A 22,232-nucleotide genomic window follows, 5' to 3' on the forward strand; every position below is an offset into this window, starting at 1 on the left:
TCGTCAGGGGGACGATCGGGCCGCGCGCGTGCGCTTCCCGCTGACGGAGGGACACGGTCCTGTGACGGAGCGCCACCGTGCTCGGTGACCTCCTCGACCAGCTCTTCGGACTGACTCTGTTCGAGTACATCTCGGTCCGGGTCGTGGCGGCGGCGCTGACGTCGTTCGCCCTAGCGCTGCTGCTCGGCGCGCCCACCATCCGCTGGCTCAAGTCGCTGCGGGTGGACGACAACGTCGACACCAGCGGATCGGCCGATCTCGCCACGGTCTCGCGCGACGCCGGCAAGGACCGCACGCCCTCGATGGGGGGCAGCTTCCTGGTCGTCTCCTTCCTGTCCGGCGTCCTGCTGTGGGGCGACATGACCCGTCCGCTCGTCTATCTGGGCTTCGTCCTGGTGGCCGGACTGGGCGCCGTCGGATTCCTCGACGACTACACCAAGTTGACCCGTCCGAAGAGCGGCGGCATGTCGCGTCGCGCGAAGTGGCTGGGCCTCAGCGTGGTCTGCCTCTACGCCATCGGAGCCGCCGTGCAGTCCGCGCGACTGACCGGCCGTTCGCGCCTGACGAGCCTCTATCCACCGCTTTTCAAGAATGTGGAGATCTCGCCGCTCGAGTGGGCGGGCATCTGGGGCGTCGTCGGTCTCGTCGGTTTCATCGCCTTCGAGTGGCTCGTCGTCGTCGGCGCCGCGAACGCCGCGAACATCACCGACGGTCTCGACGGGCTGGCCGCTGGCTGTGTGTTCATCTCCGGCCTGGCGCTGACGATTTTCTGCTACGTCACCGGCCGCGAGGACTGGACCAGCTACCTGAACGTGCCCTACGTCGAGGACGCCAGTCACATGGCGGTCGTCGGCGGCGCGCTGTGCGGAGCCTGTATGGGCTTCCTGTGGTTCAACGCCTATCCAGCGAAAGTCTTCATGGGCGACTCCGGTTCGTTGCCACTCGGCGGCGTGCTGGGGTGGATGGCGTTCGTGTCGAAGCAGGAGCTCGTGTTGCCGTTGATCGCCAGCGTTCTCGTGATCGACGCAGGATCGAGCTGGCTGCAGACCTTCTACTTCCGCCACAGCGGCGGAAAACGCATCTTCACGTGTGCGCCGATCCACCACGGACTCCAGCTCTACGGCGGTGTCTTCGTCAAGCGCCCGGAACGCATGCACGAAGTCACCGTCGTGATTCGTTTCTGGATCCTGGCGGCCGTGGGAGCGCTCGCGAGTCTGGCGCTGCTCAAGATCCGCTGACGTCCGAACCACCGGCCCTTGGAACCGCGCCGCGGTCATCAACGGCCAGCTGCGTACCGCTCACTCGACACCCACCTCTTCGCCCACCGCCCACCGCCCACCGCCCACCGTGTCCCGCGCCCGATCCGAACGCCCCATGCTCGCCGCCGTCGGCGGAGGCCGCGCCGCGAGCACCGCCGTGCGCGGCGAAGGGCAGCTCGACTTCGGGGGCTTCCTCGATCGCATGGGCGAGCGCGACGTGACCGGTCCGGCCCGCGGGCTGTTCGGGGTCGTCCTGGCGCTGCTCGGTGCGGGGTTCCTCCTGCAGGTGGGGCACGCCGCGACCGTGATGGGGACCGCGGAGTTCCACGCGCACGTGGTGGCCGAGCTCGTGATGCGGGCCCTCGCGATCGTCGTGATCCTCGTCGCGGCGCGCATCGGTCCGAGCGGTCTGAGGCCGTTCCTGCCGCTGCTGGTGACGCTGTCCCTGGTGGCCCTGTTCTGCGTCTTCGTGCCCGGCATCGGCGTCAACCTCAACGGGGCGCGGCGCTGGATCCACGTCGGGATCTCGGTCCAGCCGTCGGAGGTCGCCCGCGTGGTGCTGATCCTGTGGTTGGCGCACTACTGCGTCGCCCTCGGGCCGCGCATCGACACCGTCCGGCGCGGGCTCGCGCGCATGATGGGCGTGACGATGACCATCGCCGGTCTCGTGCTCGTCCAACCCGACCTGGGCGGCACGCTCGTGCTCCTGATCTGCGCCTGCGCGACGATGTGGACCGGCGGTGTGGCCACGAGCCGCGTCGCCCTCCCGTTCTTCGGCCTCTCGGTGGGCGCCTTCGCTCTGGCCGTCACGGGGCAGGGCTACGTCTCCGGGCGCCTGGCCATGTGGCTCGATCGCACCCAGAACGCGCAGGTCAACGAAGCGGTCGGCGCGCTGGCCACGAGCGGCCCGTTCGGCGCCGGCTACACGGGGGGCGTGCTGCGCAACCTCGGCTTCAGCTATCAGAACTCCGACTTCGCCTTCTCGTTCGTGGGAGAGGAGCTGGGCTGGGCCGGAGTCGTGGGCCTCATCGCACTGCTCGTCGCGTTCCTCTGGTACGGGGCGCGCGTCGTCCTCGCCGTGCGCGATCGCTTCGACGCCGTCTGCGCCTTCGGCCTGACGCTGTCGGTCGCCTTCCAAGCCGTCGTCCACGTGGGCGTCGTTTCGGGGCTGATGCCTCCCAAGGGCATGACGCTCCCGTTCCTCTCCAGCGGCGGCACGTCGCTGCTCGTCTCTTCGCTCACCGTCGGACTCGTGCTCGGTGCCGCGCGCCGCACCGCGCGCCGCCAAGCCGACGACCTCGGCTCCGCCGACGCCTCGACCACCGTCCACGCTCCGACCACTTCCGCCTGACGGCACTCGCCGCCAGGTCGGTCGGAACGCTCGCTCCTCACTCTCGTCCAGGGGTCCGCTTCGCGCGGGCACCCGCCACGCTCGGCCGATCGGTATGCAGCCCATCGAACGCTACGGACTCGTCACGCTCCTCTTCATCATCGTCGCCGTCGTCGCGATCGTCGCCTGGGACGGTCCGCAGGGGGTCGACGAGTCGAACGGCACGGTCGCCGCCCTCGAACAGGAGGCCGATCGAACCGTGACACGCCAGGGGCTGCCGGCCGTGAACGCCGGATCCACGCGTCCGTCGAACACGATCGCGAGCGGTGAGCGCGGCAACGGACTGCGTTCCGCCGACCAGCCCGGCACCCGTCCGCAGCCCGTCGCGAACGACCGCAACGACCGCGAGACCGCGCCGCAGAGGACCGCGCCCCACAACCCGTTCGGCGGCGCACCGGCGCGCGGCGACGACGTCGCGGTCGTCGTTCCGCCGCCCGCGTCCAGCGGACTCGTGGGCACGCAGACCTCGCCGCCCGCGCCCAAGCTCAACGGTGGAGCGCCCGTGGGCAGCGGCAGCGGCTCCATCCTGGTGAACGCCGACCCGGTGAACGCGAACGTCGGCACGGGGGCCGACCGCGTCGGGATGGTCGGACAGATCCAGCCCGTCGGGAACCCGCCGCGCACGACGCCGGTCGCGACGCCGCCGGCCGTTGCGACGCCCGCGCTTCCGACGGGTCCGCTCGTCGTCGACAGCGTCCTGTCGACCCAGCTCCAACGCGAGTACGGGCGCAGCTACCGACTCTTCGGCGCGACCGGTCTCGTGCAGGCCTTCGTCGACGCCAACCCCGGCATCGACGTGGATCGCCTCGGCGTGGGGGACACGCTGCGCCGTCCCGAGCCGGCGCGGATCGCGCGCGCTGCGCAGGACACGACGACCCAGGTGGCCTCCGCGCCTGCACCCACGCCCGCCGCGACGCCGGCGCCGTCGAACGCGCGTCCCGCCCCGTCCGCGGGCCAGGGCGTCGTCTACACGATTCGTCCGAACGACACGCTGAGCGGGATCGCCGCGGCGGCCCTGGGCAGCGCGTCGGCGTACAAGCAGATCGAGGCCCTCAACCCCGGTCTCGTGCCCGAGCGCCTGCGCGTCGGCGACCGCATCGTTCTGCCGGCGACGGCCAACCTGGCCGCGCTCGGTGACGGCGCGGCCGCAGCGAACGCGGCTCCGGTCTCGGTCGCCTCCAACTCCGGTTCGGGTTCGACCCCGCGCGTGCGTTGAAGTCCGCCATCTGCTTCACCGCGCTCTGCGCGGGTCTCGTGCTCTGGCAGTTCCCGTGCGCGTTCGACTGCCTGGCGCGCGGGGTGGCGGGGGCGTACGACGACGTCGTTCCCGCGCGAACCGCTGCGAGCGACTCCGCTGCGAGCGACTCCGCTGAAAGTCGTGCGGCGGTGGGCGGCTCCGCGAACGGGCAGGTGCGGCGCGAGCTCGGAGCGACGATGCCCGACCGCACGTCGGCCACCAAGGCACCGGTCGTCCAGCCGGTGCGCTCGAGCTCCGGCGCCTCGCACCAACAGGTGCTGCTGCAACGCCCGAGCGCGTCGCGCGCCGCGTCGACCGATCGCAGCGGCCTCGAACGCGCCGCGACCGCGTCGACCGATTCCGATCGACCCACCATCGACACGAGCGCCGTCACCGAACGCACCGCTTCGATCGTCCCGGGCGACGCGCCGGACTTCGACGTCGCGCCGCACTGACGGTGGACGTCCGTTCTCGCCCGTGACGCGCGCCCTGCGGATCGCTCTGGCGGGCGGTGGAACCGGTGGACACCTGGTTCCCGCGTTGGGGCTGTTGCGCCACGGCGTCGCGGGCGGACGGGTCGAGTCCGTGCACTGGTTCACGACCGGGCGCCCCGTGGAGACGCGCGTCCTCGGCGATCTGGCCGAGGTCCTCGGCGTTCCGGCAACCACGTCGGCGCTTCGGTTGGAAGGGCCGCGCGGCGCACCCGGTCGCCTGCGCCAGGCCGTCGACCTGCCGCGGGCCGTCCTGCGTGCGCGCCGTGAACTGCGCGCTTTCCGGCCCGACGTCCTGATCGGCACCGGTGGATTCGGTTCGACGCCCGGTGTGCTCGCGGCGCGCCTCTGCGGTGTGCCCGTGGTGCTGCTCGAGGTCAACGCGCGCCCCGGAACGGCCGTGCGCTGGCTCGGTCCGCTGAGTGCCGCGGTCTGCCACTCGATGGCGGGCAGTCTGCCGATCGGTGCGCCTGCCGGGGGGCGCCACCGCCACACCGGCCCGCCGTTGCCGCCCGTGCTCGACGAACAGACCGAGCGCGAGGGCGATCGGACGGGCGATCCCGACGGCGCCGCGACCGGACCGCGCCTGCTCGTGCTCGGCGGCAGTCAGGGGGCGGGCGGCCTCAACGCGTTCGTTGCGCGCAGTGCACAGGCCCTGGTCGCCGCCGGCGTCCACGTGGTGCACCAAGTGGGGCCCGGACGCCTCGGTGAGGGAGCCGCCGGGCTCGTCGCGGGTCCGGGGTCCTACGGCGCCCACGAGTACCTCGACGGCGTGCCGGACGAACTCCGCCGCGCCACGGTCGTGCTGTGCCGTGGCGGTGCGGCGACGTTGGTGGAAGTGGCGGCCGCGCGCACGCCGGCGGTCGTCGTGCCGTACCCGCACCACACAGATCGCCACCAGTGGCACAACGCGCTCGAACTCGGAGCAGGCGCTCGGATCGTCGAAGAGTCGAGTCTCGCGGCGGATCCCGAGGCACTTTGCAATTGGCTCGTTCAGCTGTGCGGAGCGGGTGGCGCCCGCGATCGGGACCGCATGGCCGCGGCCCTGGCCGGCGCTCTGAGACCGAACGGCAGTGCGGCTATCTTCGACGCCATCGACGACGTGCTCGTGAACCGCTGAAGTCGAGCGGGCCACGTCCTGATCGAACGCACACGATGGAACTCGTCCCGAACCTGCCCGCCTCCGTCCACCTGCTCGGCCTCGGTGGCGCGGGCGTCTCCGGCGCCGCGCGTCTCCTCGTCGGCCGCGGTCACCACGTGAGCGGACACGACCGCGTCCGGTCGCCGTTCGTCGACGGGCTCGAGGGCCTGGGCGTCGACGTGCGACTGGGCCCGTCGACCGCCGCCGCGCTGCCCGCCGGCGCCCAGGCGGTCGTGCGCTCGGCCGCGGTGGGGGACGACGATCCGCAGGTGCGCGCGGCCCGCGAGCGCGGCATCCCGGTGCTCAAGTACGCCGCAATCCTGCCGCGACTCGCGCGCCCCGAACGCACGTTGGCGGTCTGCGGGACCCACGGCAAGACCAGCACCACGTGGCTGTTGCTCAACGCGCTGGAAGGCGCGTCGGAACCGGACGGCCCGCTGCCCGGTGCGTTGGTCGGCGGCACCGACATGGTGCGCGGCGTCAACGCGCTGCTGCCGGACGCGCGCGGTTGGTTCGCGGTCGAGGCCTGCGAGTACGACCGCAGCTTCCTGGCGCTCGAACCGTTCGGCTCGATCGTGACGAACGTCGAGGCCGACCACCTGGACTGCTACGGCGACCTCGCGGGCGTGGTCAAGGGCTTCGCTCGCTTCGCGCGCCAGGTCGACCCCGACGGACTGATGGTCGTCGGTCCCGACGTGCCGGCGGCCGTCGAGCACGCCGCGCGTTGCGCCGTTTGGCGCGTCGGTCGCGAGCTCGAGGTGCGCGTCGACACGACGCACGTCCACGGCGCGCGGATCTGTGTGCGCGGTCCGGGCTTCGTGCTGCAGGACGTGCAGCTCGCCGTCCACGGCCGCGCACTCGGTCTCGACGCCGCGTTGGCGGCCGCGCTCGCCCTCGGCGTGCTGCCGATCGACCGCCGCGCCGCCGCCGCCGAGCGCGTCGCGCGCAGCCTCGGTTCGTACCGCGGTGCCGCGCGCCGCTTCGAGCACTGGGGCCACTACGACGGTCGCGACCTCGTCCACGACTACGCCCACCATCCGACCGAACTCGACGCCACCTTCGAAGCGGCGCGCTCGGCCTTCCCGGGGCGACCGATCGAAGTCTTGTTCCAGCCGCACCAGCACAGCCGCACGGCGCACCTGTTCGACGCCTTCGTCGACGCGCTGGCCACCTGCGAGCGCGTGGTGCTGACGGACGTCTACGGCGCGCGGACGCACGTGGACGGCGAGCATTTCGCTGGGTCCCAGGACCTGGCCCAGGCCCTCGTCGGGCGCGGCGTGGCGGCCGAGTACGAGCCCGAACTCGCCGCTTCCGCCCGCCGTTTCGCCGCTGGACTGGCTCCTCGCGCCGTGGCCCTGGTACTGGGAGCCGGAGACGTGGAGAATGTTCGCGATGACCTCGACCGAAGCCTCAGCGTTCCCCTGCGCGTACCGTCAGCGAGCGCCCCTCGCTGAACGTTCGACCCTGCGCGTGGGCGGCACGGCCGAGCTGATGCTCGAGCCGGCCTCTCCGCAGGAGTTGGTCGACGCCGTCGCGTGGGTGCGCGAACGCGGCCTGCCGCTGCACCTGCTCGGCGGCGGAGCGAACACGATCCTGCCCGACGGCGTGGTCTCGGGCGTCGTGGTGACCACCGACCGCTTGCGCCGCACGTACCGCCTGGTGCCGCCCGAGTACAAGAGCGGCGACGACTCGGGCGATCCGTACTCCGAGGCCACGCCGCGCATCGCCCTGCCCGAGGACGGCGGCGAGCCCGTGCTCGTGGTCTGGGCCGGTTCGTCCATGCCCGGTCTGGTGAACGCGTCGAAGGCGCTCGGTTGGTCGGGCCTCGAAGGTCTGGCCGGCGTCCCCGGCACGATCGGCGGCGGTATCGCGATGAACGCCGGCGGCAGTTGGGGCGAGCTGTGGGAAGTGGTCGAGTCCGTGCGCGTGCTGAACGTGGACGGTTCGATCGAGGACCTGCCGCGCGAACGCTGCTCGCCGACCTACCGCAACGCGAACCTCGGCGAGCGCATCGTCATGGGCGCGGTGCTGCGTCTCGAGAAGAGCCACAAGAAGATCGTGGGGGAGGCGGTGCGCGACTACCTGAAGCACAAGCGCGACGTCCAACCGGTGACCGAGGCGTCGGCGGGCTGTGTGTTCAAGAACCCCGATCCGAACCTGAGCGGTGGGCGCGGCGCGGGGCAACTGGTCGACGAGGCCGGACTCAAGGGCGCGGCGATCGGTGGGGCGCAGGTGAGTCCGAAGCACGGCAACTTCGTCGTGAACACGGGCGGGGCGACCGCGACCGACGTCCTGGCGCTGATCGAACGCTGTCGCGCGACCGTGGCCGAGCGCTTCGGCGTCGAGCTCGAACGCGAGGTCAAGGTCTGGGATCCGCGCGGACGCTGAGCGGCGCTCGAGAACGGCGATCACGAACGGCGATCACGAACGCTGGCGCTGGTGCCCCCGAGTGGATCCGCCGGTCCGGCGCCCGGATCCGTTCCGGCCCGATTGACCGACTCGAGAGGGCGGGGTACGACTTGATCGGCCGCGTGCTCGCACCTGGAGCCGCGCCGCGGTGCCCGTGCGTGCGCGATCGGCCCAGACGATGACCCACGATCCCCGATCCTCCCGCACGGCGTCCGGAGCGACCGATGCGCCCGGCGTGCCGTCGCCCTGCATCCGCGACTGCCGCCTCACCGACGACCAGCGCCTGTGCCTGGGCTGTGGGCGCACGCTCGAGGAGATCGTGCGCTGGCCGGTCCTCGGCGAGGACGAGCGGCGTGCGGTGCTCGCGCGCCTGGGCGAGCGGCCAGCCTGAGGCCCGCTCGATGGTGGGGGCCAGGAACAGGCTCCGCTCTTCGCTTCCAGGCGCCCCCCGCGGGCCGGGACGGCGCTTCGATCCCACGAGGGGCACGGTCGAGAGCCCCGGGCACCTGGGAGCTTCGGTCCCCGGCCCCGCGCTCCGATAGCGGGTCTTGGCGGCCGCGCGACCGGCTGTTCCTCTCGACGAGCCCCTTCCCCACCCTTCCCCAGGACCAAAGGCTTCCCCGCCCGCCGGTCCCCGCTCTCGAGGAACACTGGACGCGTCGGCCGCCGCCTTCATCCAATCCGCGCGCTTCTCGCGTCGATCGCGCGCGGGGCACTTCGCGGCAGACGGGCCCACGAGGTCGAAGCGCGCGCGCGCGAGTCCGATAGACTCTTCCGCTCGAACGTCGCGAGGGCCGGCGTTCGACCGCTCTCGGCCCAGGTGGGGACGAGGGTGAACAACCGCCCGTCGGGATGACACCCGAGAAGAGGACCCGTCATGGCTTCAGACGCCAAGGCCGCCGCGAAAGAGGTTCAGGTCGAACCCTTCCCGCTCTCCACGCTCCGCCACTCGGTCTCGCACCTGATGGCGTCGGCCGTCGCGAAGCTCTATCCGAACGTGAAGTTCGGCTTCGGACCTTCGATCGAGCACGGCTTCTACTACGACCTCGAGATCCCCGAGCACAGCCTCGAGGAGAAGGACCTGCGGCGCATCGAGAAGGAGATGCGCAAGATCGCGAAGCGTTCGCCCGAGCTGGTGCGGACCTCGCTGTCCCGCGACGAAGCGCGCGCGCAACTCGCGGCCCAGGACCAGACCTACAAGGTCGAAGCCGTCGATCTGATCCCGAAGGACGAGGAGATCACGTTCTACACGCACGGTGACTGGAGCGACCTCTGCGAGGGACCGCACCTCGACCGACTGGATCGCGACTACCACTTCAAGCTGCTCAGCGTGGCCGGCGCCTATTGGCGTGGCGACGAGAAGCGCCCGATGCTGCAACGCATCTACGGCACGGCCTTCTGGACGCAGGAAGCCCTCGACGCGCACCTCGCGTGGCTCGAGGAGGTGAAGCTGCGCGACCACCGTCGCATCGGCACCGATCAGGACCTCTTCAGCGTGCACCCGGAAGCCGGCGCCGGTTTCGTCTTCTGGCACCCGCGACTCGGCGTGGTGCGCCACGAGATCGAGAAGTTCTGGTGGGAGGAGCACGAGGCGCGCGGCTACAAGCCCGTCTACAGCCCGCACGTGTCGCGCGAGACGCTCTTCGCCGTCTCCGGTCACCTCGAGAACTACGGCGAGATGATGTATCCCGCGATGGATCTCGAGGAGCAGCCCTATCGGGTCAAGCCGATGAACTGCCCCGGACACAGCCTGATCTACAAGGATCGCGGCCGCAGCTACCGCGAGCTTCCGATGCGGTGGGCGGAGCTGGGCACGGTCTATCGCTACGAGAAGTCGGGCGTCGTCCACGGCATGCTGCGCGTGCGCGGCTTCACCCAGGACGACAGCCACATCTTCTGTACGCCGGACCAGCTCGCGGGCGAGATCGCCGGTGTGCTCGATCTGGTCAAGCTGATGCTGACGACGTTCGGTTTCGACTACACCGCGTACCTGGCGACGCGCCCCGTCGAGAAGAGCATCGGCGAGGACGCGATCTGGAAAGCGGCCACGGCTGCGCTCGGTGAAGGCGCGAAGTTGGCCGGGATCCCGCTCGAACTCGACGACGGCGGCGGCGCCTTCTACGGGCCGAAGATCGACTTCAAGGTGAAGGACGCGATCGGTCGCGAGTGGCAGAACTCGACGGTGCAGTGCGACTTCAACCTGCCCGAGAGGTTCGACCTCGAGTACACGGACTCGGACGGACAGAAGAAGCGTCCGATCATGATCCACCGCGCGGTCCTCGGCAGCCTGGAGCGCTTCGTCGGTGGCCTGATCGAGCACTTCGCCGGACGTTTCCCGTTCTGGCTGGCGCCCGAGCAGATCGCGGTCATCCCGATCCGCGAGGAACACGCCGACTACGCGCGCAGCCTGGCCGCGAAGCTCGAGGCCGAGCACTTCCGCGTCGACTGCATGGACGATCCGAGCCACATGAACAAGCGCATCAAGCAGGCCCAGGAACGTCAGGTTCCCTACATGCTCGTCGTCGGCGAGCGCGAGGAGGCCGACGGCACCTGCGCGGTGCGTCGCCGCGGAACCCGGGACCAGGCCGTCGTGCCCTTCGAGCGCGTGCTCGAAGTGGTGCGCGATCTGCGGTCCAGGCGCAGTCTCGAAGTGCCGGCCCTCGACACGTGAGATCCGCCCGCGCGCTGCGGCGGCCCTGGTGCGCCATCGCCCTCGTCGTCCTCGCCGCCTGTGGTGGCGAGGACGGTGGTGGCGAGGGCGGTCGGGCGGTGGTGACGCCGGACGTCGCACCGCAGGCGACCGGGACGAACGACGCCGCGGACCGCGCGCCCGGTGCGAACGCGCGAACGGACGCGGAGTCCGCCGGGAGCGGGGCCGATCGGCCCGACGTGCTCCTGATCAGCCTCGACACGCTGCGCGCGGACGCGTTGTCGTGCTACGGCAACCCGCGCGACACGACGCCCTTCATCGACGCGTTGGCTGCGCGTGGCGTGCGCTTCTCCAACTGCTACGCGCCGTCGCCGCACACGGCCCCGAGCCACATGTCCCTGTTCACGGGACTGTTGCCGCTGGCGCACGGGATACCGAACGCATCGACCTCCTCCACGTCGACCAGCAACCTGAACGAAGGGATCCCGACGCTCGGATCCGTGTTCTCGGACGCCGGCTGGCGCGTGGTGATGGTGGGGGGGCGCGGTCAGCTCCGGCCGGCCATGGGCATCGCGCTCGGCAGCGACTTCCACCACTTCAAGAGCACGACCTTCCTCGACGGTCTCGAGGTCTTCGACGAGGTCGTGGCGACCGAGGATCCGAACGAGCCCCTCTTCGCCTTCTTCCACACCTACGAACCGCACGCGCCGTACCTCCCGCCGCGCGAGTTCGACGGACACGTCTTTCGCGGACGCTACACCGATCCCGATGCGAAGGGCCTCTTCGCCAGTCGCTACCGCGCGCTGATCGACGATCCGAACGCCGCCGAGAAGGCCGGAGTCTTCCTCGACGTGAAAGGACCTCTCGCGGAGGACGAGGCGGAGTACCTGCGCGGGCTCTACGAGGAGAACGTGGCCTACACCGACCACCTGCTCGGGCGGCTGTTCGAACTGTGGGCCCGGCACCGCGACATCGAGAGGACCCTGATCGTGCTGGTGTCCGACCACGGCGAGCAGTTGGGCGAGCGCAACGGTGCGCTGGGCCACCGCTCGGGCGTCTGGCAGGAACTCGCGAGCGTGCCGCTGATCGTGACCGGTCCCGGGGTGGAGCCGCGCGTCGTGGACGACCCGGTCGGTCTCACCTCGGTGCCCGCCACGCTGCTCGAGCTCGTCGGCCTTCCGCCGCTGCCCGTCGCGCAGCCCTCGCTCCTTCCACTCATGGGGCCGAGTCCCAGCGACCTCGGCGTCCCCGCCTTCACCCAGGACGCCTTCGGTCGAAAGCGGTCCTTCTCCGCCGCGATCGCAGGTCTGCAGACGATCGTCTTCGAGCGCGAGGAACAACGGCGCGCCGAGCACTTCGACCTCGCTCGCGACCCGTCGGGACGCACCCGCTTCGAGGACGTACCGCCCGAGGCCGTTGCGCTGCGCAAGCGTCTGGCCGCTCGCATGCTGGCCGACCGGGCCTTCGCGCAGGAGCTGCCACCGAGCGTGCGCGCCATGGGGGACGACGACGACCTGCAGAAGCGGCTGGCCGAGCTCGGGTACACCGGGGGCGACGGCGAGGACGACCGATGAAGGGGCGCGCGCTCCAGCTCGCGGCGCTGGCCGCGGTCGCGCTGTGCTCGTGCTCGGACGGGCGCGACCCGGCGTCGATGCCCGACGTGCTGCTCGTGAGTCTCGACACGCTGCGCGCGGACCGGTTGTCGAGCTACGGCCACACGCGGCGCACCACGCCCAACCTCGACGCGCTGGCGGCGCGCGGGGTGCGCTTCGCCGACGCGATCGCACCCAGCGCGCACACCGCACCGAGTCACGTCTCGATCCTGACCGGCCTCCTGCCCTTCGCCCACGGCGTGTTCAATCGCGGGCTCTCGAACCCCAACGTGCTGGCCCTGTCGGACGGCGTTCCGACGCTCGCGAGCCTGGTTGCCGAGGCGGGCTGGCGGACGGCGGCGATCACCCAAGAGGGCCAGCTGTTGCCCGAGATCGGCATCGCGCGCGGGTTCGACCACACCGACTTCGTGCACGACAGCTTCGGGGGCCGCATCGCCGCGCTCGACGGCTACCTGGCCGGCGAGGACCGCGATGCGCCGCAGTTCGTGTTCCTGCACACCTACGAACCGCACGCGCCGTACCTGCCGCCGCGCCAGGTGGGGATGGAGCCGTTCTACGGCGTCTACACCGATCGCGCGTACCAGGGACCGATGCGCGCCGCGACCGAAGCGCTGCTCGACGCGCCGCGCGGAGCGAAGATCGGAGCGCCCCAGTTCGAGGCGGTGGCGGAGCCGAGCGCGGACGACATCGCGTTCCTGAGCGACCTCTACGACGAGAACGTGCGCTACACCGACTACCTGTTCGGGACGCTGCTCGAGGTCTGGGGCAGCCACCGCGACCTCGACAACACGCTGGTCGTGGTCTTCTCCGACCACGGCGAGGCGTTCTACGAGCACGGTGCCTTCGGTCACCACGAAGGCCTCTACCGCGAGCTGACGCACGTGCCGTTGATCGTGGCCGGGCCCGGGCTCGAGCCGGCCGTCGTCGACGAGCCCGTCGGTCTCGTGGGGCTGTCCGCGACGCTGCTCGAGCTGCTCGACGTGGACTCGACCGCCGACATGGAACCGGCTTTCGCGGGCCTCGGGGCCAGCGGGCCCACCGTGCCGGCTCCGGTGTATCCACAGCTCTTCCTGCGCGAGAGCGGGCGTTCCTACGACGCCGGAATCGACGCGAACGAGCACTTCGTCCTGCGGCGGGACGGGAGCGCGGCCCTGGAGCAGCTCTTCGATCGCCGCGACGACCCCTTGCAGCGAAGCGACATCGGTGCGGCGCGTCCCGACAGCGTGCGGGACTGGCGCGCTCGGATCGAAGCCGTGCGCGCCGCGAGCCGCGTCCTCGCCGAGCGCTTTCCGGTCACGGCGACCGATGCCGGAGCGGAGTCCGAACGGCTGCGCCAGCTCGAGGCACTGGGCTACAAGTGACGCCGTCCGCGCCGAGGCCGCGCGTCGGGACGTTCGACCGGAGTCAGGGCAGGAGCGCGAGCCAGCGCTTCCACGCCGTTTCGAGCTCTTCGATCGGAACGACCGCCAGGACGCGGTCCCAGTTCGTGCTCGAGTTGCCCGTCGGGACGCCGTAGATCGACCGCAGAAGTTCCAGCACGGCGTCCTTCGTGTCGGCCGGTCCGCCGCTGGGCAGGACCGCGCCGTTCTCCATCAGGAAGGCCACGAACGTGCGGCACTTGGCCCACAGCACCTCGTTGTCCCGTCCGACGTTCACCAGCCGATCCCACGAGATGTGGATCAGGTTCGTCAGCTCGTGACGCGCGCTCGCCAAGGGCTCGGAGTTCGCTCGGCGCCGCGCGAGTTCCGCCGCCGCGTGGTCCGGCCGCCAGGCCCCCGCGCGCCCGAACGCCGGCGCGCCTTCCCAGCGCCGCTCGTACCAGTCGCCGAGCCCGACCTCGAGACACGCCGCCTCGCGGTAGGCGCTCGTGTCGCGTTGGATGGTGCGCAGCACGTCGCCGAGCACGGTGCTGTAGATTAGCTGCTGAACGGCCAGGTCGATCAGCCGTTCGGGCCGTTCACCGGTCGGCTCGAACCAGGTGTAGAACGCGTTGTCGTAGCTGTTCGTCGACCCGAGTAGATGGCCGGGATCGTAGTAGGGGTGTCCGAGGCTCGAGAGGGGGCGGAAGTCGTCGTGTTGCCCGTGCACGCGCGCGATCATCGGCTCGAGCACTTCCAGAGCGTCGACGCGGCTGCCGATCTCGTCCATCCACGTGGCGTACAGACGCTCGAGGTCGAACGCCGTCTCGACCGCGCGACGCAGCCCGGCGTCGCAGCGCACCTCGTGGTGTTCGGTGCGAAGGACGAGCGGCGACTTGCGCGACAGGATCGTCTTCTCGAACTTCTCGAAGCTGACGAGCTTGCCGTCCAGTCGCCACCGCCACCGCCCGGGCTTGCCGCTGTGGTCCAGGAAGGCGTGCGCGGCCTCGTGGTCGGGGTCTGTCAAGAGCACGCGGTAGGCCTGGAGTCTCGCCATGTGGTCGAGTCGCGCCGCCGTCGCGAGCTCCACGAGCTCCCACTCGCGCTCGACCGTGAGTCCGGGACCGACCAGCTCCAACCACTCGGCGAGCCGCTTGGCGACCGTGCTCGTGGAGGCCACGTCGGCGCGGTCGATCGTGCGCCGCTTGCCGCCCTGGACCAGCACGATCTCGTCCGTCGAGAAGGCCCGCGCGACGCGCCCGCGGAGCTCTTCGCCCGAGACGAGCACCACCAGGTCGCGGTCGTCCTGGTCGGCGATCGCGACCGCCGCCGCCGCGGGGTTCGACCCGACGCCCGTCCGCGCGTGGGCCGAAGCAGGGGCGATCGACGAGAGGGCGAGGGCGACGAGCAGGAGGAGTCGGAGCATGGTGGTGGCGCCGGGTGCGGGGCGGGGCGAACGCGGTGCCTATGGTGCCCCGGCGCGCCGGCAACGCCACCCGGGCCCACCCCGCGGTCCTTCGATCCTTCGTCGGTGAGGAACCGGGAGATCCGGGGCCAGGAGGGCCGCTGGAGAGGGCTGCAGGCGTGTGAGCGGGGTGACGCGCGGACTCCCGGCCCGCCACTTCGCTTGCGACGAGCTCGTCCGCGCCGCGTCGCGACCCACCTCGGCACCTCGCAGCCCCTGAATCCATCTCCGACGAGCGAGGACGGTACAGGGATGGGGCGGAGCCGGCCGAGGATCCACACCCCCCCCTGAACGTGCGCCCTCGAACGGACGTCGACCTCTTTGTCCGCGCCGAAGTGGTCGCCGGGTCGATCCCGTGGACTAGAGTCCGAACGAGGCTCGCGCCGCCCCGAACCCATCCCGTCCGCGTGTCCCCGATTCTCTCCCCGTCCGCCCGAAGGACCGCTGCCGCCGTTCCCGCACTCGTTCTCCTCGGTCTCGTCTCGGCCCTCGCCGGCACCCTTGTGGGCTGTTCGGACGGCCCCGAGACGCCGCGCGCCGCGCCCGCCGACGAGAGCGCGCCCGCAGTGGTCGCTCCGACCGCGCCGTCCGCGCCGTCCGCCCCCCGACCCGACGTTCTCGTCCTCGTGCTCGACTCCCTGCGCGCGGACCGGATGGGCGGAGCGATGCGGCGGGAGGACGAGCGCGACCTGACGCCGATGATCGACGGCATCGCGCGCTCGGGCCTGAACGCCGTTCTGTCGTTCTCGCCGTCGCCGCACTCGGCCCCGAGCTTCGCGAGCCTCTCGAGTGGTCTCGCCCCGCTGGTCCACGGAGTGCGCAACGTCGTGGGCGAAGAACTCTCGGTCCTTGCGGACGAGGTGCGCACGTTCCCCGAGGTCCTCCAGTCGGCGGGCTGGAGGACGGTGCTCGTCCACGAGTCCGGACAGATCCTCGACGGAGCGGGCCTCTTCCAGGGCATCGATCTCGTCGTGCCCACCGGCGGTCTGGAGGGCAGCACCCAGGCGCTCGAGTCCGTGCTCACGAGTGCCGACTCCGACGCGCCGATCTGCGTGATCGTCCACAGCTACGGGGCCCACCCGCCGTTCCTCCCGCCCCGCGACCGGTACGGTGTCCAGTTCCGTGGTCGCTACACCGAAGCACCCGGCACGGACCCCGAGCGCGGTGGACGCTTCCGCGAACGCCAAGAGGCGCTCGAGGGCTTCGAGGGCAATCCGAAGGGACGCGAGTTCGCCGAGCTCGCCGAGGGCTTCCTCGAACCCTACGACGGCATGACGGACGACGACATCGCCTGGTTGCGCGATCTGTACGACGAGAATCTGGCCCTGGTCGACGCCCAGGTCGGAGAGATCTTCGACGTGTGGTCCGACCACCGCAGCTTCGCCGACAGCTTGGTCGTACTGACTTCGGGGCACGGCCTCGCGCTCGGCGACGAAGGAAGGTTCGGCGTGGATCACGGCTTGAGCGGGGCGACCGTGCGCGTTCCGCTCGCGATCTCGGGGCCCGGTGTGACGCCCGGAATCCTGATGTCGGCGACCTCCACGTTGACGGTCCCGGCCACCGTGCTCGAACTCTGCGGTCTGCAGCCCGTGCCCGCGATGGAGCCCTCGCTCGGGGATCTGCTCACGGTTCGCGGCGTGCGCGACGGGCTCGAAATCGTTCCGATCCAGTCGCCCGCGACGGGTGAACTCGGCGTCGCCTGGATTCGCTACGTCGTCCTGGAGCGACCGGACGAGCGCGGACGGACCTACTACGACGCCTTCGCCGATCCCGGGCTGCTCGAGCCCGTCGAGCTCGAGTCGATCGTGGTCGACCGCCTCGACTCGGTCTACGCGAGCATGGTCCAGCAGGCAGAGGACACGGCGCGGGTGCACCGGGCCGGGACGGCGCCGCTGCCACCGCGCGCGCGGCAACGCCTGCGCGTGCTCGGCTACACGCAGTGAACCGCACGGCGGCGCCGGGTCAGCGCGCGAACGCAGCGATCGTGCGCGCGGTCGCCTCGTCCAGATCGACGCGCTCGCGGTAGCCGAAGTCGCGCCGCGCGGGTGCGAGCGAGTAGGTGTGCTCGAGTGCGAGTTGCTGCGCGACGAAGCGCGTCATCGGCGGTTCGCCGCGCAGTGGCAGCACGCGCCACAGGCCTTCGCAGACCGCGCCCGCCGCGTAGGCCGTGCGACCGGGGACCGCGCGGCCGGCGGCAGGTGCGCCGACGCCTGCGAGCACGCGGTCGATCCAGTCCCACACGGCCACGGGTTCCGACTGGTTGACGAAGTAGGCGCGGCCACCGTGCGCGGCGCCCGGGTGCAGCTGCGCCGCCGCGTCGATGTGTGCCCAGGCTGCGTTGTCCACGAACGTCAGGCTCACGCGATTCGCACCGCTCCCCACGCGCCGCAACCGACCCGCGCGCGCGCGTTTCATCAGGCGCGGCACGAGGTGCGGATCGCGTGGACCGAAGATCAGGTGCGGGCGCAGCGCGACGGTCGCGAGCCGTGGACCGTTGGCCGCGAGCACCAGCCGCTCCGCCTCCGCCTTCGTCCGCGGATAGGCGGCCAGATAGCGCGCGGGATAAGGCAGGTCGTTCGACGCGTCCACGTGGTCGGTGCCGTCGAACACGACGCTCGGGCTCGAGGTCAGGACCAGGCGCCCGATGGCGTGTTCGCTGCACGCGGCGAGCACGTTGCGCGTCCCGACGACGTTCGCCCGGTGGAAGTCGGCCTCGGGTCCGAAGACTCCGGCGAGGGCCGCGGTGTGGATGACCGTGTCGGCACCCGCGAGTGCGCGGGCAAGCGCCGCCCCGTCGGCCACGTCCGCCACGACCGAGTTCGCGCCGAGTTCGAGCACACGCTCGTAGCGACGCCGGCCCACGGCGGTCACCTCGTTCACGCCCAGGTCGCGCAGGAGGGCGACGATGCGCTCACCGAGGAACCCGCCGCCGCCGGTCACGACCACGCGCCCGAGGCGTGCGTCGAGATCGCCGAAGTGAGCGCGTTCGCGCTCGAGCAGGGCGTCATCCGCGCGCCCGTCGGTCGGAGTCTCGCTCACGGTCGGATCCGCTCCGCCCAGGCGCGCAGTTCTTCGCGGTGGATCTTCGCGTTGTGGCGCGGGTCCACCGGGAAGCTCGGATGGAACAGCACGTGCTTGACGAGCGCAGCGCTGGGCGAGCGTGCGAGTCCGTACTCGAGGATCGAGCGTTCGAGCGCGGCGCGTCGCGTGCGCTCGAACGCGCGCGGCAGGAGCGCACTGGTGCGCGGCGGTTCGACGACCAGGACCGGCCGCTGCTCGCCGATCGGGCCGACGCCGACGAGGGCACAGCGCGCGACGCTCGGATGCCCGGCGAAGAGGTTCTCGATGGGGACGCAGGCCACGTCGCCCGAGCGCGTGCGCAGGCGGTGCCCCAAACGCCCGCAGAACCACAGGCGCCCCGATTCGTCCAGGTAGCCGAGGTCGCCCATGCGGTGGTAGTAGCCGGGACCGGGCCCCGGTTCGTCGGTCGAGACCTTCGAGGCGGCCGTCGCCGTGTCGTCGAACTGGTAGCCCGGCGTGGCGACCTCAGCGCGCGCCCAGACCTCGCCGATCTCGCCGCGCGGCACTTCGAGGCTCGGATCGAAGGCTGCGACCGGTCCGTCCTGGATGCGAGCGATGCGCACACAGGTGTCGGGCGCGAGGTGTCCGACCAGGTTGCCGGCGCCCGAGTCCGTCGCGCGTCGGGCGCTGGCGTCGAGGATCTCCGTGTCGCTCACGTTGGCGACCGGGAGGCACTCCGTCGCGCCGTAGGGCGTGTAGGCGCGGCCGCCGTCGGGCAGGAGCGCGACCAGGCGTTCGACGAGTGTGGGCGGGATCGGGGCGCCGGCGGTGAGAGCGCGGCGCAGGGTCGGAAGGCCGCGGCCGCGCCTCTCGCAGAACGGCACGATCCGTTTCCAGACCGCGGGCGAGGCGAACGCGCTCGTGGCGCCGCTGCGTTCGATCGCGTCGACGATTCGTTCGGGTCGACAGCGCGCCGGCCGCGACGGATCCATGTCGGGGAACACGCTCGTCATGCCCAGCGCGTTGTCGAACAGCGCGAACAGTGGGAAGCAGGCCACGTCGACCTCGCCGGCGCGGAAGCCGTACAGGGCCTCGAGCTGGCGCACCTGGGCCTCGAAGATCGCGTGCGTGTAGACGACGCCCTTCGGCGGTCCCGTCGAGCCGCTGGTGAACAGCACCGCCGCTTGGTCTTGGCCGCGCGTGTCGCAGCCTTCGAACGCGTCCGTGCCGCGCGCCTCGATCGCGGCGAGCGTCACGGCACCGCGGTGCGCCCTGTCGCCGACGACCACGCGCAGGTCGGCCGTCTCGAAGTTCTTCGGGAACAGTCGTGCCGCCAGGTGCGCACGCGCGATCCCGACCAACGCGGCGGCGCGCACCTTCGCGACGCAGGCGAGCAGCGCGCCGCGGCCCATGCCCGGATCGATCAGGACCGGCACCAGGCCGGCGCGCAGGAGGCCGTAGGTGCAAGCGACCAGATCCGCGCCGGGGCGCACGAACAGGCACACGCGGGCGCCCGGCTCGAGGCCCGACGCCAGCAGTCCCGAAGCGATGCGACGGCTGCGCGCGGCGATCGCGCCGAACGTGACGTCGTCGAACTCGACGCGCGAGCCCGGGCGTGCGGTGCGCACCGCCAGGCGCTCGGGCGCCGTCGCGGCGAAACGATCGAGGCGCAGCGCGACGTTGACCCGGTCGCTGGCCGTGGTGCGCCGCTCGCGAGCCGTCGACTCAACCACGGGCGAGGGCTCCGCCGTCCTGGGTGGCGTCGCGGCGCGGGTCGACCGGCTCGGCGGCGTCGCGCTGAACGTCGCGGCGCTGCACGTCACGCTGTTGCACACCGCCGTCGACGCGATCGAGGAACGCCGTGAGCCGCTCGACGAAGGCCTCCGGCTCGTCCTCGAACAGGTAGTGCCCGGCCTCTTCGAACGTGTGGACCTCCGCGTGGGGGAGGCGTTCGAGCCACTGCTCGCGGAAGGCCGGCGTGAAGCAGAAGTCGCGCTCGCCCCACAGGAGCTGCGTGGGCAGATGGGCGAACGAAGCCACCGCGTCGCCCGTTCGCGCCAGTTCGTCCCACGAGGGGTGGTTCGGTCGCGTCGGGATGTCCTGGACGAAGCGCGCCACGGCGAGGCGCTCGGCCGACGAGGCGTAGGGGCCCAGGTAGCCGCGGCGGACGAGTCCCGTCAACTTCACCTTCCGCACCGCCATGCGCACCGCGGGCTTCTCGAACAGACCGAAGGTGCGCATGCCGAACTCGCCGAGGACCGGCGTGCGGCACAGGGCGATGCGGCGCGGCATGCGTCCGCCACCGAAGGCCGCGGTGTTGAGCGCGGTGATCGAGGCGATCTTCTCGGGGTGCCGACGCGCGTAGCCCATGCCGATCGCGCCGCCCCAGTCGTGCAGGACCAGGTGGACGCGCTCGAGCCCGAGCGACTCGATCACGGACTCGAGCGTCGCGACGTGGTTCGCGAGTCGGTACTCGAAAGTGCGCGGCACGTCCGAGAGACCGCAGCCCAGCATGTCGACGGCCACGACGCGGCGCCGGTCGCGCAGAGCCGCGAGAGCGCGGCGCCAGGCGAACGACCAGGTCGGGTTGCCGTGCTGGAAGACGACGGCTTCCTCGGAGCGCGGCCCTTCGTCGACGAAGTGCACGCGCGCGCCGTTGGCTCCGCCGTGGTGGGCGCGCAGCACGTGGGGCGCGAAGTCGTAGAGCGGCTCGAGTTCGCTGCGCAGCGCGGCCTTGCGGGGCGAGAGGAGTTCGCTCACGCCACCGCCTCCGTCACGCGCACGACGTTCGGCGCGGGCATCGTGCACACGCCGCCGCCGGCCACTGCGATCACCGCGCCAGCGACCTCGAAGACGCGCGTCATGGTCGCCGCCTCGCCGACGTGGATCAGTCGGTCGTCGATGCGCACGCGCGCGATGTTGCTCAGCCCCAGGCCGAAACTCTTCAGCGCGGCCTCGACGCGGCACCAGGTCGCGAGGAACTCCTCGTCGGTCGTCGCGCTCGCGCCCAGGCTCGCGAGGCGGCCGCGCACGTGCTCCGACGGCACGCGACCGGCCGGTTCCACGTCGATGCCGACGCGCGCGACGCGACCGACGACCGCCGCGGCGAAGCCTCCTGAGTGCGACACGCCCCAGCGCACGGGCGCGGCCGTCCTGTCGCGCTCGTCCGCGATCGGCAGCGGTGCGCCGCGCTCGTCCTTCTCGAACGGCCCCGGCGAGCAGCCGGCGTCCAGGCACAGCTGGGTCAAGGCGCGCCGCGAGAGTCCGCGCAGGCGTTCGCGCGCGGCCTGATCGCGCCACGTCGGCTCGCTCCAACCGGCCGCGAGGACCAGCGCGTGCAGGCCGTTCGCCTCGTTCCTGGCAGGCGCGTTCACGACGGCCGCGTCGCCCCTGCGACGATCGACTTGTCGAAGTAGTTGAGCTCCATCCCGGCGTCGACGACCAGGCCCTGGCCGTTGATGCCGGACGAGCGCGGACTGAGCAGGAAGAGCGCCGTATCCGCCACCTCGCGCGTCTCGAGGGCTGCCTTGCGCAGGATGCTCATCTCCGCGAACAGGTAGCTGTCGAGGTAACCGGGGATGCCGGCCGAGGACGAGGTCTTCAGGAGTCCCGCGCGGACCGCGTTGAAACGCACGCGGCTGTCGGCGCTGAAGCTCTTGGCGAGGAAGGCGATCGACGAGTCGAGCGCGGCCTTCACCGGCGCCATGTAGCCGTAGTTCTCCGACGCCATGCGCGTGGTCGAGATCGAGATCGTGACCACGCTGGCGTCGTCCTCGAAGTGGGGCTTCAGCGCCCGCGAGAGCTCGACCAGGCTGAACGCGGAGATCTGCACGGCTTGCAGGAAGTCGGCGCGCCCCGTCTCGTGGAAGGGCACCATCCCGTTCTCGTAGTTCGCGAAGGCGATCGAGTGCACGAGGCCGGCCAGGGGACCGTGCTCGGCGCCGATCCGGGCGCAGACGGGGCCGATCGCGGCCTCGTCCTCCACGTCGAGCACGTACACCGCCGGCGCGTCGGTGCCTGCGAGGCGCGGGAGCTTCGCGATCAACTCGTCGCGGCGTGCGTCCGTGCGCACGATGTAGATCGGCTCGCAGCCGGCTTCCACCAGACCGCGCGCCACGTGGAAGCCCACGCTGCGCTTGTTGGCGACGCCGGCCACGACGACGCGCTTGCCGGTCAGCTTCAGGAAGTCGGTGCCCAT

General features: G+C 71.5%; 18 protein-coding genes. 12 read left to right on the plus strand and 6 right to left on the minus strand.

Annotated elements, in window-relative coordinates:
- The first annotated feature begins 77 nt into the window (after positions 1–77).
- The 11 genes from mraY (at position 78) to Pla163_RS07005 (ending at position 13,551) form a co-directional block, all read left to right on the plus strand.
- Positions 78–1,238, plus strand: a complete 1,161-nt coding sequence (mraY, locus tag Pla163_RS06955; protein ID WP_145185632.1) for a phospho-N-acetylmuramoyl-pentapeptide-transferase — start codon at positions 78–80, stop codon at positions 1,236–1,238.
- A 136-nt stretch (positions 1,239–1,374) separates the two neighbouring features.
- On the plus strand, positions 1,375–2,610 hold the full coding sequence (locus Pla163_RS06960; protein WP_145185635.1) for an FtsW/RodA/SpoVE family cell cycle protein: 1,236 nt from the start codon (positions 1,375–1,377) through the stop codon (positions 2,608–2,610).
- A gap of 94 nt (positions 2,611–2,704) precedes the next feature.
- A complete protein-coding gene (locus tag Pla163_RS06965) occupies positions 2,705–3,865 on the plus strand; it encodes a LysM peptidoglycan-binding domain-containing protein (protein ID WP_145185638.1) in 1,161 nt (386 codons plus the stop codon).
- Positions 3,862–4,341, plus strand: coding sequence for a hypothetical protein (locus Pla163_RS06970; RefSeq protein ID WP_145185641.1), 480 nt, complete (start codon positions 3,862–3,864; stop codon positions 4,339–4,341). Before Pla163_RS06965 ends, Pla163_RS06970 begins: the two co-directional genes overlap by 4 nt.
- A 22-nt stretch (positions 4,342–4,363) precedes the next feature.
- Complete coding sequence (locus Pla163_RS06975) at positions 4,364–5,497, plus strand: UDP-N-acetylglucosamine--N-acetylmuramyl-(pentapeptide) pyrophosphoryl-undecaprenol N-acetylglucosamine transferase (RefSeq protein WP_145185644.1); 1,134 nt, start codon at positions 4,364–4,366, stop codon at positions 5,495–5,497.
- 35 nt (positions 5,498–5,532) lie between these two features.
- Positions 5,533–6,972, plus strand: coding sequence for a UDP-N-acetylmuramate--L-alanine ligase (locus Pla163_RS06980; protein WP_145185647.1), 1,440 nt, complete (start codon positions 5,533–5,535; stop codon positions 6,970–6,972).
- Positions 6,911–7,906, plus strand: coding sequence for a UDP-N-acetylmuramate dehydrogenase (gene murB / locus Pla163_RS06985; RefSeq protein WP_419186403.1), 996 nt, complete (start codon positions 6,911–6,913; stop codon positions 7,904–7,906). Before Pla163_RS06980 ends, murB begins: the two co-directional genes overlap by 62 nt.
- Positions 7,907–8,105: 199 nt before the next feature.
- A complete protein-coding gene (locus Pla163_RS06990; protein ID WP_145185653.1) occupies positions 8,106–8,318 on the plus strand; it encodes a DUF1289 domain-containing protein in 213 nt (70 codons plus the stop codon).
- Positions 8,319–8,804: 486 nt separating this feature from the next.
- Positions 8,805–10,598: a threonine--tRNA ligase gene (thrS, locus tag Pla163_RS06995; protein WP_145185656.1), complete on the plus strand. Its 1,794-nt coding sequence runs from the start codon at positions 8,805–8,807 to the stop codon at positions 10,596–10,598.
- The gene (locus Pla163_RS07000; RefSeq protein WP_145185659.1) at positions 10,595–12,151 is read left to right on the plus strand and encodes a sulfatase; all 1,557 of its coding nucleotides are present in this window, start codon (positions 10,595–10,597) and stop codon (positions 12,149–12,151) included. The genes thrS and Pla163_RS07000 overlap by 4 nt, the downstream gene beginning before the upstream one ends.
- Positions 12,148–13,551: a sulfatase gene (locus Pla163_RS07005; protein WP_145185662.1), complete on the plus strand. Its 1,404-nt coding sequence runs from the start codon at positions 12,148–12,150 to the stop codon at positions 13,549–13,551. Before Pla163_RS07000 ends, Pla163_RS07005 begins: the two co-directional genes overlap by 4 nt.
- Before the next feature lie 43 nt (positions 13,552–13,594).
- Here Pla163_RS07005 and Pla163_RS07010 read toward each other — a convergent pair whose 3' ends face one another.
- Positions 13,595–14,974 carry a hypothetical protein gene (locus Pla163_RS07010; protein WP_145185665.1) on the minus strand — a complete coding sequence of 460 codons (1,380 nt, stop codon included), beginning with the start codon at positions 14,972–14,974 and terminating at the stop codon, positions 13,595–13,597.
- A gap of 446 nt (positions 14,975–15,420) precedes the next feature.
- Here Pla163_RS07010 and Pla163_RS07015 point away from each other — a divergent pair, with 446 nt between their 5' ends.
- Positions 15,421–16,956, plus strand: coding sequence for a sulfatase-like hydrolase/transferase (locus tag Pla163_RS07015; RefSeq protein WP_145185668.1), 1,536 nt, complete (start codon positions 15,421–15,423; stop codon positions 16,954–16,956).
- 19 nt (positions 16,957–16,975) lie between these two features.
- Here the strand turns inward: Pla163_RS07015 and Pla163_RS07020 are convergent, their stop codons facing one another.
- From Pla163_RS07020 to Pla163_RS07035, 5 genes are read right to left on the minus strand one after another with little or no spacing between them, the layout of a single operon-like run.
- Positions 16,976–18,052: an NAD-dependent epimerase/dehydratase family protein gene (locus Pla163_RS07020; RefSeq protein WP_419186404.1), complete on the minus strand. Its 1,077-nt coding sequence runs from the start codon at positions 18,050–18,052 to the stop codon at positions 16,976–16,978.
- The gene (locus Pla163_RS07025) at positions 18,049–19,767 is read right to left on the minus strand and encodes a fatty acid CoA ligase family protein (protein ID WP_419186405.1); all 1,719 of its coding nucleotides are present in this window, start codon (positions 19,765–19,767) and stop codon (positions 18,049–18,051) included. The genes Pla163_RS07020 and Pla163_RS07025 overlap by 4 nt, the downstream gene beginning before the upstream one ends.
- A complete protein-coding gene (locus tag Pla163_RS07030; protein ID WP_419186406.1) occupies positions 19,760–20,794 on the minus strand; it encodes an alpha/beta fold hydrolase in 1,035 nt (344 codons plus the stop codon). The genes Pla163_RS07025 and Pla163_RS07030 overlap by 8 nt, the downstream gene beginning before the upstream one ends.
- Complete coding sequence (locus Pla163_RS18855) at positions 20,791–21,408, minus strand: 4'-phosphopantetheinyl transferase family protein (protein ID WP_419186407.1); 618 nt, start codon at positions 21,406–21,408, stop codon at positions 20,791–20,793. Before Pla163_RS18855 ends, Pla163_RS07030 begins: the two co-directional genes overlap by 4 nt.
- Positions 21,405–22,232 (minus strand): enoyl-ACP reductase FabI, encoded by an 828-nt coding sequence (locus Pla163_RS07035; RefSeq protein WP_145185676.1) that lies wholly within the window; start codon positions 22,230–22,232, stop codon positions 21,405–21,407. The genes Pla163_RS18855 and Pla163_RS07035 overlap by 4 nt, the downstream gene beginning before the upstream one ends.

The sequence above is a fragment of the Rohdeia mirabilis genome, assembly GCA_007750655.1.
Classification (GTDB): domain Bacteria; phylum Planctomycetota; class UBA1135; order UBA1135.

Coding starts and splice junctions, on each gene's coding strand:
- Pla163_RS06960 (WP_145185635.1), top strand. CDS start 1,375: ATGCTCGCCGCCGTCGGCGGAGGCCGCGCCGCGAGCACCGCCGTGCGC.
- Pla163_RS06965 (WP_145185638.1), top strand. CDS start 2,705: ATGCAGCCCATCGAACGCTACGGACTCGTCACGCTCCTCTTCATCATC.
- Pla163_RS06980 (WP_145185647.1), top strand. CDS start 5,533: ATGGAACTCGTCCCGAACCTGCCCGCCTCCGTCCACCTGCTCGGCCTC.
- murB (WP_419186403.1), top strand. CDS start 6,911: ATGACCTCGACCGAAGCCTCAGCGTTCCCCTGCGCGTACCGTCAGCGA.
- Pla163_RS06990 (WP_145185653.1), top strand. CDS start 8,106: ATGACCCACGATCCCCGATCCTCCCGCACGGCGTCCGGAGCGACCGAT.
- thrS (WP_145185656.1), top strand. CDS start 8,805: ATGGCTTCAGACGCCAAGGCCGCCGCGAAAGAGGTTCAGGTCGAACCC.
- Pla163_RS07005 (WP_145185662.1), top strand. CDS start 12,148: ATGAAGGGGCGCGCGCTCCAGCTCGCGGCGCTGGCCGCGGTCGCGCTG.
- Pla163_RS07010 (WP_145185665.1), bottom strand. CDS start 14,974: ATGCTCCGACTCCTCCTGCTCGTCGCCCTCGCCCTCTCGTCGATCGCC.
- Pla163_RS07035 (WP_145185676.1), bottom strand. CDS start 22,232: ATGGGCACCGACTTCCTGAAGCTGACCGGCAAGCGCGTCGTCGTGGCC.